Raw genomic sequence first — 11845 nt, forward strand, 5'->3', positions numbered from 1 at the left:
GGAAAATAAAAATGAGTACAAGAGAACTAACATATGCACAAGCGATAAAGGAAGCAATGTCAGAAGAAATGAGAAGAGATGAAAATGTAATATTTATGGGGGAAGATATAGGGATATATGGAGGAGCATTTGGTGTATCAGTTGGAATGATAGATGAATTTGGCCCAGAAAGAGTAAGGGATACTCCTATATCAGAAGCAGCCATAGCAGGTGCAGCAGCAGGTGCAGCAGCAACTGGCCTAAGACCTATTATGGAAGTAATGTTTATGGACTTTGTTACAATCTCTATGGATGCAATTGTAAATCAAGCAGCAAAAATGAGATATATGTTTGGTGGAAAAGCACAAGTTCCAATGGTTGTTAGATGTCCTGGTGGCTCTGGAACTGGTTCAGCGGAACAACATTCACAAAGTTTAGAAGCTTGGTTTTGCCATGTTCCAGGAGTAAAAGTAGTTGCACCTTCTACAGCAGCAGATGCTAAAGGTTTATTAAAAGCTGCTATAAGAGATAATAACCCAGTCATTTTTGTTGAGAATAAATTGTTATATAGAAAGAAAGGTATTGTACCAGAAGGTGATTATGTAATTGAAATTGGAAAGGCAGATATTAAAAGAGAGGGCACAGATGTTACAGTAATCACCTACGGAAGGATGTTACAAAGTGTTGAGGAAGCTGCTGAGGCATTATCAAAAGAAGATATAAATGTGGAAATTATAGATTTAAGAACATTATATCCATTAGATAAGGAGACTATAGTAAAAAGTGTATGTAAAACTGGAAGAGCTTTAATTTGCCATGAAGCGGCTAAGACTGGTGGACTAGGTGGAGAAATATCAGCCTTAATAACAGAAAGTGAATCATTTGATTATTTAGATGCACCAGTAAGAAGAATATGCGGAAAAGATGTGCCAATACCATATAATCCAGAGTTAGAAAAAGCAGTTGTCCCAAGAATTGATGAAATAGAAGAAGCAATAAAATCTTTAATTGTTAGATAAGGGAGGTATCGATATGGTGGCAAATAAAGTAAAGGCCACACCAGCAGCTAGAAACCAAGCTAGAAAAGACAATATAAAACTAGATAAGCTGATTGGAAGTGGAGAAAATGGAAGAATTCATTTAGTTGATGTGTTAAATTACTTAAAAGATAACAAGGCAAATACTACTCCTTTAGCTAAAAGAATAGCAGAAGATTTAAATATAGATTTAGAAACTATTGTAGGTACTGGATATAATGGAAAAATAAGAAAGTATGATGTGGAAAGCGTAAATACGCAAGAGACTATTGTATCAACTAATATATCTAAAGCTAATGATACAAAAGAGGTAAATACGAAAAGTGAAAATTCAAGTATGTTTAATACAGTAGAAGGGGAGTTTGAAAAACCAAATCCAATGAGAGCTACTGTAGCAAAACGAATGTCAGAAAGTTACTTCAGTGCTCCTGTATTTACATTTAATATAGAGGTAGATGCTACAGAATTGAAATCACTCAGAGCAAAGTTAATAGATACAGTAAAAGAATCAGTTGGAGTAAAATTGACTATGACAGATTTAATAGTAATGGCTGTGTCTAGAATACTTCCAAAGCATCAAGCTTTAAATTCCGCATGGACAGATGACGGAATATTTAGATACAAAGATATAAATATAGCCATTGCAGTCGGGCTAGATGAAGGTCTATATGTCCCAGTAGTAAAACATGTAAATAAGAAATCTTTAAAAGAAATAGCAAAAGAAAGTAAAGAACTTGCTGAAAAAGTAAAAACAGGCAAACTTCTACCAGCGGACCAAGAAGGTAATACATTTACTATAAGTAATGTCGGAATGTATGGGATAACTACGTTCACACCTATAATAAATATGCCTTCAAGTGCAATATTAGGGGTAGGTGCTACACAAGATAAGTTTGTTCCAGTAAATGGGGAAGCTAAAATAAAACCTATAATGAACTTATCATTGACATCAGACCATAGAGTAATAGATGGAACAGTAGCAGCAAAATTCTTAAAAGATTTAAAAGAATTGTTAGAAAATCCTTTATCAATGCTTGTATAGGTTTTGATATTTCGTTACTGATATAATAGTTTGAATAGATTACATAGTTATAATTATTTAGGTAAATTTAAAGCCTTTATATATTGAGCATTACTTATAAAGTAAATTATATGAACATGAATTGATTAATGAAAATATATGAAAATAAATAGGAGGAGAGCCTATGTCAGTAGAAGTTATAATGCCAAAAGCCGGAGTAGCTATGGAAGAAGGTACCATAGTATCTTGGCTAAAACAAGAAGGCGAAGAAGTAAAAATTGGAGAGCCTATATTAGAAATAACAACAGATAAAGTAAATATGGAGATAGAGTCCGAGGGAGAAGGTACGCTGGCTGTAATCATACATAAAGAAGAAGGTGAAGTATTACCAGTATTTACAGTAATAGGTGTAATAGCAGAAAAAGGTGAAAATCAAGAAGAAATAAAAGCCCAATATTTATCTGGAGATGTACCAAAAGAAGATGTTATTGAAGAAAGCCAAGGCAAAGAGGATAAAGAAGTAAAAGTAAATAAAAAAGAATGCAATCATGATTATGATGTAGTGGTAATTGGAGGAGGTCCTGGAGGTTATTTATCAGCATTAAAAGCAGCTCTATTAGGCGGAAAAGTTGCATTAGTTGAAGAAAATGTATTAGGAGGAACTTGTTTAAATAGAGGTTGTATTCCTACAAAAACCTATATAAAAACAGCAGAAATATTAGAGGAGATTGACCAGCTATCTAAAAGAGGCGTAAAAGTGACTGTAGATAAAGAACAGGACATCAAGAAAGCAATAAAATATAAAAATAGAGTAGTCAAAAAACTTACTGCTGGTGTTGGTGGTCTATTAAAAAGTAGAGATATAGAGGTATTTAATCTTAAAGCTAGTGTTAAAGAAGAACATAAAGTAATATTATCTGATGGAAAAGTTTTATATACAGAAAATATAATAATTGCAACAGGTTCTAAAGTAAGGGTATTGCCTATAAAAGGAATAGAATCAAATTTGATAATAACTAGCACAGAAGCCCTAGATTTAGAAACAGTACCAGAAGAATTAGTAATAATCGGTGGTGGAGTGATAGGTTGCGAATTTGCAGAAATATTTAATTCAAGGGGTTCTAAAGTAACTATTGTAGAAATGGAAGATAGAGTAATCCCAAGAATGGACAAAGAATTGAGCGAATCTTTGAACTATTCTCTTGGTAAAAAAGGTATAAATATATTAACTAAAAAGAAAGTCTCTGAGTTTAAAGAAGAAGGCAATAAAATATTAGTTTGCATTGAGGGTGAGGAGACAATAAAAGCAGATTTATGCCTATATGCTATAGGAAGACAGGCTAATCTTTCTGGAATAGAGGACTTAGACATTAAAATAGATAAAGGTTCTATATCTGTAAATAGTAAGATGGAAACAAGTATACCAGGTATATATGCAGTAGGTGATGTTACAGGAGGTGTAATGTTAGCTCATGCAGCCTTTAAAATGGGAGAGGTAGCAGCTTCAAACGCTTTAGGTATGAATGAAGAAGTAGATTTAAGTGCATTACCTAGTTGTGTTTATACAATTCCAGAAGTAGCATCAGTTGGACTTACAGAGGAGGATGCCAGAAAAAAATATAATGTAAAGGTAGGTAAATTTAACTTTGCTGGAAATGGAAGAGCTTTAGCTTCTGGACAAGAGCAAGGATATGTAAAAGTGATAGCAGATACTAAATATGGAGAAATTTTAGGTGTGCACATGTTTGGGTGTGGTGTAGCAGAACTTATAAATCATGCAGCATCATTTAAGGCATTAGAAATACCTGCTGATGAAGCTAGTGAGTTGATATTTGGTCATCCATGTACTTCAGAAGCTTTGATGGAAGCTTTGGCAGATGTAAATGGAGAATGTTTACATTTACCTAAAAAATAAATTAGAAAAATAAATTATTAATGGAAGTTTATTATTAATATAAATTTGTTTTATAAAATATTAAAATACTTATTTAGCCATACTCTTTCTTGTATAAATGTATATATTTGTACAAGAAGGAGTATTTTTTATGGAAAAATACAGAAATGGAGTATTTGTAGTTTTTGTTGTACAAAAAAGATAGTAATATAAAATAACAGTGCCATTTTGGACTGATTTTACTTGAAATTAGAAAAAAAGATTTTTTTGTTTTTTTTAAAGTATTATTTGTAAAATATCTGAAGAAATTTTCTTAATATTTCAATAAAAGAATAGCTTGATTTAAATGTTGTGGTTTTATGCAATAATAATAAGCACAAAAAAAACAATATATGGCATATAAGTTGCTATATAAATAATAAGGAGGGAACAACTATAAATGAGGCAAAGAATAAAAACACTAATTGAAAATGAGGATAAGAAAAATCCTTTAACAGATGAAGCTATTTCAAACATGTTAAATGTTCGAAGAGAAGATGTTACATGTTTAAGAAATGAGTTAAAAATAGAGGATTCAAGACAAAGAAGAAAAATCGTTTTGATTAAAGCTATAAAAGATATTTTAAAAGAAGAAAAAACTATAAATAAAAATGACATAACAAGAAGATTAAATAGCATTGGATTTACAGTATCAAGATTTACAGTTATACAGTATTTAAAAGAGATTCAAGATTCTGATGACTTAAAGAATGATAAAGAAGGTGCTGATAAAAAAGAAGTGATAAGCAATAATAAAGAAAATACAGATATAGCATTTGATAAATTAATAGGAAGTAGTGGTAGCTTAAGTACAATTATAAAACTATCTAAAGCAGCAATACTCTATCCACCTCATGGTCTTCATACTATTATTATGGGGCCAACTGGTGTTGGAAAAAGTGAGTTAGCAGAATGTATGTATAAATTTGCAGTAGAATCATCTAGATTTCCTAAGAATGCACCATTTATAGTTTTTAATGCAGCAGACTATTCAGAAAATCCACAGCTTTTATTATCTCAATTATTTGGGCATGTAAAAGGCGCTTTTACAGGAGCTGATGAGACCAAAGAAGGACTAGTATCAAAAGCAAATGGAGGAATCTTGTTTATAGACGAAATACATAGACTACCTCATGAAGGTCAAGAGATACTATTTCAATTAATTGATAAAGGTATGGTCAGAAAACTAGGGGAAACGAGATTAACAAATAAAATAGATGTAATGATTATTTCAGCAACTTCTGAACCTATAGATTCTCATTTACTTAATACTTTTAAAAGGCGTATACCTGTAACAATTGAAATACCAGAATTAGTTGCAAGACCACTAAATGAAAGATTTGATATTATAAATAACTTTTTCTTGATAGAAGCTCAAAGAATGGGAACAAGTATACATATAAAATCGGATGTATTAAAAGCTCTTATGCTTTATGATTGCATAGGAAATGTTGGTCAGCTTAGAAGTGATATTCAAGTAGCTTGCGCTAGAGGATTATTAAATCAACTTACTAGCAAACAGGAGGAAGTAATCATAAATATATCAGATGTACCTGGGTATGTAAAACAAGGTCTTATGAAAATTAGAAATTGTAGAGATAAAATAGAAAATTATGTAGATGGAGATTCAATTATAGACTCAAGTTTTCAGGAGGAGATAGAAAAGAAAAATGAAGATATCTATACTTTTCCTGATGAAATATATAAGCTTACTGAAAGAAGACATATTGATTTATTGGAGCAAGGTTTAGACTTTGATGTTATAAATAGAATTGTTGGAGGAGAATTAGAAAGTTGTATTCAAAAATATATAAAACAAGTTAAAAAAGTTTCCATTAGTAATAATATTCCAGACATTAGTCCAATTGTTGGAAAATATATTGTAGAACTTACTTATGAAGTAATCAAAATAGCATCACAATATCTTGCTTCATTAGAGCCAAATCTACATTTGTGTTTAGCAGTTCACTTAAAAGCAGCTTTTGAGAGATTAAAAGAAGGTAAAGTAATATCAAATGCTCATTTAAAAGAAATAATAGGAAATTATCCATTAGAATATTCTGTAGCAGAAAAGGTAGCTCAACATCTAAAGGAAAAATATAATATAAATTTGCCAAAAGAAGAAATAGGTATAATAGCGATATATTTTAAAATGAGTAGTAGAAGAGACCTATCTGAACAAAAAAAGATAGGTGTACTTCTTATGGCTCATGGAAGAGTAGCCTCATCTGTATGTGAAGTTACAAATAAACTATTAGGAATTAACCATGCAAGGCATTTAGATATGCCATTTGAAAAGAGACCAGAAGAAATGATTGAAGAAGCTACTACAATAGTAAAAGATATCGATGAAGGTAGGGGTGTGATTATATTATTTGATATGGGCTCACTTTCATATTTTGGAGATATTATCTCTGGGAATACGGGGATTAATATAAGGACAATATGTAGGTTTGATACCTTGCTATCAATAGAAGTTATACGAAGAGCAGTTTTACCAGATTTAACGATAGATGAAGTAGTAGATGAAGTTAAAAGTATAGAACCACAAGTAAAGGAAAGAGCTAGTAACTATAACAATACAAAATTAGATTCTAGAAAATCTATTATTTTAACATTATGTATCACTGGATTAGGGGGAGCTTGTAAGATAAAAGAAATTTTAGAGGAAAATATTAAAGGTATAAACGAAAAGATAGATATAAAGCCTATAGGTATGATTGAATATCCAAGTCTTGATTTAGAGATAAAGCAAATAAGTAATGATAAGAATGTAATTGCTATAGTTGGAACAATTGACCCACAGATAGCAAATACCCCTTTTTTTAGCCTAGTAGACATGAATGATAAAACAAAATTAAAACAAATAAATAATTTAATTGATACGAACCAAATTATTGAAATAAATAAAAAATATGAACTATCCGATTTAATACATAAAGAAGATATATTCGTAGATTTGCAAGTTAAATCAAAAGAAGAAGCTTTAAAGTACATGAGTAAAAAACTTAGAGAGAAAGGTTATGTGACGAAAAATTTTTATAAAAAAGTAGTAGAAAGAGATAACCTGTTTCCAACTGAACTATCAGATGGAATAGCAATACCTCATACAGATGGAATTGATGTAATTAGACCAGCTATAAGCATAGCTATTTTAAAAAATCCTATTATATGGAGTAAAAATAGAGTGAAAATAATACTCTTATTAGCTGTAGACCAAAAATGTTTTAATCCATTAAATACTCTACTTACATTTATAGAAACAAATGAATTTCAAGATATAAAAAATATTAAAGATAGAGATTTTATTAGGGAGATGATATTAGATGGAGTCAATGCAAATAATTAGTAGTAGTTTAATTTTTAAAGGTATTGAAGTATCAAACAATGAAGATGCATTAAAATTTTTAGGACAACATTTATTTGATAAACAGTATGTAAAAGAAAGCTACATAGAAGCTATTATAGCAAGAGAAAAAAAGTATGCTACAGGATTACCAACAGAAATATATGGAGTAGCTATACCACATACAGATATAGTACATGTAAATGAGCCTGGTATAGCGATTGGTATACTGAATAAGCCTGTAAAATTTATAATGATGGGTACAGAAGATACTGAAATTGATGTAAAAGTTGTATTTATGTTAGCAGTAAAAGAGCCAAAGGAGCAATTGCAATTATTAGAAAAGCTTATGACTATATTTCAAGATAAGAGTATGCTAAATAATATTGTCGACTTGAATGAAGAAAGTATGAGTAACTTATTAAACTCTAAACTGAAAGATTAAAACTGTAAAGGAAATTAAAAATATAAAAATGTTATTGAAGATTTCTAACTATGGATATCTTTAAAATAAAATAATTTTGATGGGGGTGAATAATGTGGCTAAAAAAATATTAGTTGCATGTGGAACAGGAGTATGTACTTCAACAATTGCTATAAACAAATTAAAGAAAGCACTTCAAAACCTTGGGAAATTGGATATGGTCAACATTACTCAATGTAAAGTAGTAGAAGTTGCATCAAAAGCACCTGATTATGATTTAATAATTTGTACTACACAAGTGTCTAGTAGCATAAAAACACCTGTAATAAATGGATTACCTTTTTTAACTGGTGTTGGAATGGACAAGTTAATTGAAGATGTATTGGAAAAATTAGAATTATAATTTGAACTTTAAAAAAAATAGAGTCTCTAAAATTATAAGTTTTAGAGACTGAAAATTAAATAATGGAGGGTCTTTAGATGGAGATATTAAATTTCATTGTTAGTTTAGGCGCACAAGTAATGATGCCAATAATAATATGTATTTTTGGTTTGATATTAGGCACAAAACTTGGCAAATCGTTAAGAGCTGGTTTAACAGTAGGAGTTGGATTTATAGGTCTTAATACTATTATAGCTTTACTGACAGATAACTTAGGTCCAGCAACACAACAGATGGTTAAGAACTTAGGATTAAACTTATCTATAATAGATGTAGGGTGGCCAGCAGCATCAGCTATAGCTTTTGCATCAACAGTAGGAGCTTTAATTATTCCAATAGGTCTTGTAGTAAATATAGTTATGTTAATTACTAATACTACTCAGACTGTTGATGTAGACATATGGGATTATTGGCATTTTGCTTTTACAGGTGCTTTAGTAGCAGGAGCTACTCAAAGTGTAGGTTGGGGAGTATTTGCAGCAGTAGTAAATATGGTAATTGTATTGGTAATGGCAGATTTAACTGCTCCAGGTATAGAAAAATATTTAGGTATGCCAGGTATATCTCTTCCTCATGGGTTTACACAGGCATTTGTACCAATTGCTATAGTTGTAAATAAATTATTAGATTTAATACCAGGTATAAATAAGATTGAGATAAATGCTGACACATTACAGAAAAAGTTTGGATTGTTTGGAGAACCTTTAATAATGGGGTCTATAATAGGTATAATAATTGGTATTGCAGCGAAATATGACATAAAAGGTGTATTACAGTTGGGTATAACTATGGGAGCTGTATTAATATTAATTCCAAAGATGGCAGCGCTATTAATGGAAGGTTTATTACCCGTGTCAGAAGCGGCACAGGAATTTATTGAGAAGAGATTTAAAAATAGAGGGAAGATTTATATAGGTTTGGATTCAGCTGTAGGAATAGGTCATCCTGCAACATTATCAGTTGCATTAGTATTGGTGCCCTTAACTATAGTTATAGCAGCTATATTGCCAGGAAATAAAGTTCTACCATTTGCAGATTTAGCAGTAATTCCATTTGCACTTGTTTTAATTGTTCCAATTACAAAAGGAAATGTGTTTAGGACATTAATAATAGGAATATTTATAATTACTTTTGGGTTATTAATTGCAACTAATTTAGCACCTCTATTTACTCAAATGGCTTTAAACGCTAGCTTTAAAATGCCAGAGGGTGCAACTATGATTTCAAGTATTTGTGATGGTGCAAATCCACTAAGTTGGATATTTGTAAAGATTATGAATTATAAGGTTATTGGAGGTGTAGTTTTTGGAGTTATAGCTTTAGGAATGGCTATTTACAATAGAAATAGAATAATAAAGGAAAACAAAAAATTATCTCTTGAAGAAATCTAAAAATTAATGATGAAAGCCTTCTTAAAGGTAGATATTGGATAAGAACAAATATGTTTAATAATGATGTAGAATTATATAATTATCTTATTGAGTTAGAGGAATCTTTATATCCAGAATCATTAGAGTTTAGAAATAAAAGATTCGAAAATAAATGGATATAAAGGTAAAAATTTAAAAGAAAAGTAGAAAAATATCTATTAAGAAAACGAAAATTTATATTTTATATTAAATTTTTTGAATTTTCAAATAGAACTAAAAGTAGTATCTAAAATATAAGCTACAACTAAGATATATGAGGTTGTATCTATAATAGATGGAGGATTTAACTAATGTTATTGGAAAAATTGAGAAAAGAAGTATTACAGGCATCTTTAAACCTTTTAAACTATAATTTAGTGACATTAACGGGTGGAAATGTAAGTGGAAGAGATGAGGAAACTGGATATATAGCAATTACTCCAAGTGGAATGGATTATAGAAATATTATAACAAGTGATATTGTTATAGTAGATATAGATGGAAATGTTATAGAGGGCAAATGGAAAGCATCCGTGGATTTGCCAGATCATTTATATATATATAAACATAGAGAAGATATAAATAGCATAATACATACACACTCTACATACTCAAGTTGTTTTGCTATTTTAAATGAACCTATAGCATGTGCAAGTACAACTCTTGCAAATGAAGTAGGAGGTGAAGTACCTGTCGCAAAATTTTCACCACCAACATCTAAGAAGATGGGTAAATGTGTTATTGAAGCAATTGGTGACAAAAGAGCATGTCTTTTAGCAAATCATGGTGCAATAACAGTTGGTCCTTCTGTAGAGCATGCTCTTACAGCTGCTGTAATGTTAGAGGATTCAGCAAAAGTATATTATTTGGCGAAATCAATTGGCACACCAGTATTATTGCCAGACGAAGAAATTAAAAGAGCTAGAGATGTATTTTTTAATGTATATGGTCAGGATAAATAAAGTAAACAAAACTTTTAAATTAATGTATAAATATAGATATTCTATAATATTAGGGAGTTTTATAGTGATATAATAAGTTTAATAGTTAAGAAATGAAAATAGAAAGTCTAATAGTATATAAAATTATCTGAGTCTAAAATAAGCAATAAGATAAAATAAAAAAGGAGTCTATATTTCTATGTATTACTTATTAAACAAAAGCACAAATCCTTACTTTAATTTAGCATTAGAAGAATATCTATTTTTAAATGAGAAATATAATGATGATATTATAATCATATGGAGGAATGAAGAATCTATTTTTATAGGTAAAAATCAAAATCCATATCAGGAAATACATCATGATGTTATTGATAAGGGAGAAATACCTATTTTAAGAAGAATATCAGGAGGCGGTACTGTTTATCATGATTTAGGGAATATCAATATGTCATTCATACAAAAAGATAGACAACTTCATGAAATAGATTTTTTGGAACATACTAAGTTTATGCAAGATATGCTTTTAACCTTAGGGTTAGATATATCTATAACAGAAAGAAAAGATTTATTTTTAAAAGGGAAAAAAATTTCAGGCTCTGCCCAGTCTATAAAAAGAAAAAATTCTCTTTATCATGGGACTCTTCTTTATGATTCAGATTTAAATAAATTAACTAAATATCTAAATTCAAATAAATCAACTGAATCAAATGCTACTAAATCTGTTTCAAGTAAAGTGACAAATATTAAATTCTTACTTGAAAAAGATATAGATTGCTTTTTAGACTATTGTGTTAAATATTTAAAATCTAATATAAAGGATATAAAAGAACTTGAACTAGACAATGATGATATTAAAAGTGTATACAATCTAGTAGAAGGCAAATATAAAAAGATGGAGTGGACATATAGTAAAACACCTAAATTTCAAGTAATACTTCCAGTTGATGATAAAAGTAAAATCAATATACATGTTAATAAGTGGAAGGTGTCAAAGTTTTTTATTTCTTATAAAGATGATGTAATTAATATGGATAAGTTGCTAAATATAAACTTTTTTAAACAAGAAATAAAAGATAGTATTTTAGAAAATTACCCACAATACATAGATTTAATTAATTTAATATTTTAATATAAAGCCTCTAATTTGATAAAATCTTATTATATCAAATTGGAGGCTTTGAGTATTTTTTGCAAGATTAGAAACCATTACAAAGTTGTAAAATTAGAGACATTACTATTGAAAAATCAATATATATCGAATTAAGTATACATGTTTTTAATTGGAAAATAGATATTAACTGTTTATACAA

9 protein-coding genes are annotated in these 11845 nt (G+C 29.6%); all 9 read left to right on the forward strand.

From position 1 onward, the window contains the following. Positions 1-11: 11 nt before the first annotated feature. The 9 genes from ACTG47_RS00485 to ACTG47_RS00525 all read left to right on the forward strand — a co-directional run bounded on the left by ACTG47_RS00485 (position 12) and on the right by ACTG47_RS00525 (position 11664). Positions 12-998, forward strand: a complete 987-nt coding sequence (locus tag ACTG47_RS00485) for an alpha-ketoacid dehydrogenase subunit beta (RefSeq protein WP_479925771.1) — start codon at positions 12-14, stop codon at positions 996-998. Positions 999-1011: 13 nt separating this feature from the next. After that, positions 1012-2058: a 2-oxo acid dehydrogenase subunit E2 gene (locus tag ACTG47_RS00490; protein ID WP_479925772.1), complete on the forward strand. Its 1047-nt coding sequence runs from the start codon at positions 1012-1014 to the stop codon at positions 2056-2058. 163 nt (positions 2059-2221) lie between these two features. Next, a complete protein-coding gene (gene lpdA / locus ACTG47_RS00495) occupies positions 2222-3952 on the forward strand; it encodes a dihydrolipoyl dehydrogenase (RefSeq protein ID WP_479925773.1) in 1731 nt (576 codons plus the stop codon). 418 nt (positions 3953-4370) lie between these two features. Beyond that, positions 4371-7319: a sigma 54-interacting transcriptional regulator gene (locus tag ACTG47_RS00500; protein ID WP_479925774.1), complete on the forward strand. Its 2949-nt coding sequence runs from the start codon at positions 4371-4373 to the stop codon at positions 7317-7319. Next, positions 7297-7761 carry a PTS sugar transporter subunit IIA gene (locus ACTG47_RS00505; RefSeq protein WP_169469785.1) on the forward strand — a complete coding sequence of 155 codons (465 nt, stop codon included), beginning with the start codon at positions 7297-7299 and terminating at the stop codon, positions 7759-7761. The genes ACTG47_RS00500 and ACTG47_RS00505 overlap by 23 nt, the downstream gene beginning before the upstream one ends. 79 nt (positions 7762-7840) lie before the next feature. Continuing rightward, entirely contained in the window at positions 7841-8143 is a 303-nt protein-coding gene (locus ACTG47_RS00510) for a PTS sugar transporter subunit IIB (protein WP_169469784.1), read from the forward strand. A 77-nt stretch (positions 8144-8220) separates the two neighbouring features. After that, positions 8221-9573: a PTS galactitol transporter subunit IIC gene (locus ACTG47_RS00515; RefSeq protein WP_479925775.1), complete on the forward strand. Its 1353-nt coding sequence runs from the start codon at positions 8221-8223 to the stop codon at positions 9571-9573. A gap of 329 nt (positions 9574-9902) precedes the next feature. Then, a complete protein-coding gene (locus ACTG47_RS00520; RefSeq protein WP_479925776.1) occupies positions 9903-10553 on the forward strand; it encodes a class II aldolase/adducin family protein in 651 nt (216 codons plus the stop codon). A 178-nt stretch (positions 10554-10731) separates the two neighbouring features. Beyond that, entirely contained in the window at positions 10732-11664 is a 933-nt protein-coding gene (locus tag ACTG47_RS00525) for a lipoate--protein ligase family protein (RefSeq protein WP_479925777.1), read from the forward strand. Positions 11665-11845 lie beyond the last annotated feature (181 nt).

It is taken from the genome of Clostridioides sp. LIBA-6622 (genome assembly GCF_056716095.1).

What these genes read in the sequence shown, in the direction of transcription:
- ACTG47_RS00485 (WP_479925771.1), top strand. Translation starts at nt 12, where the DNA reads ATGAGTACAAGAGAACTAACATATGCACAAGCGATAAAGGAAGCAATG.
- ACTG47_RS00490 (WP_479925772.1), top strand. Translation starts at nt 1,012, where the DNA reads ATGGTGGCAAATAAAGTAAAGGCCACACCAGCAGCTAGAAACCAAGCT.
- lpdA (WP_479925773.1), top strand. Translation starts at nt 2,222, where the DNA reads ATGTCAGTAGAAGTTATAATGCCAAAAGCCGGAGTAGCTATGGAAGAA.
- ACTG47_RS00500 (WP_479925774.1), top strand. Translation starts at nt 4,371, where the DNA reads ATGAGGCAAAGAATAAAAACACTAATTGAAAATGAGGATAAGAAAAAT.
- ACTG47_RS00505 (WP_169469785.1), top strand. Translation starts at nt 7,297, where the DNA reads ATGGAGTCAATGCAAATAATTAGTAGTAGTTTAATTTTTAAAGGTATT.
- ACTG47_RS00510 (WP_169469784.1), top strand. Translation starts at nt 7,841, where the DNA reads ATGGGGGTGAATAATGTGGCTAAAAAAATATTAGTTGCATGTGGAACA.
- ACTG47_RS00515 (WP_479925775.1), top strand. Translation starts at nt 8,221, where the DNA reads ATGGAGATATTAAATTTCATTGTTAGTTTAGGCGCACAAGTAATGATG.
- ACTG47_RS00520 (WP_479925776.1), top strand. Translation starts at nt 9,903, where the DNA reads ATGTTATTGGAAAAATTGAGAAAAGAAGTATTACAGGCATCTTTAAAC.
- ACTG47_RS00525 (WP_479925777.1), top strand. Translation starts at nt 10,732, where the DNA reads ATGTATTACTTATTAAACAAAAGCACAAATCCTTACTTTAATTTAGCA.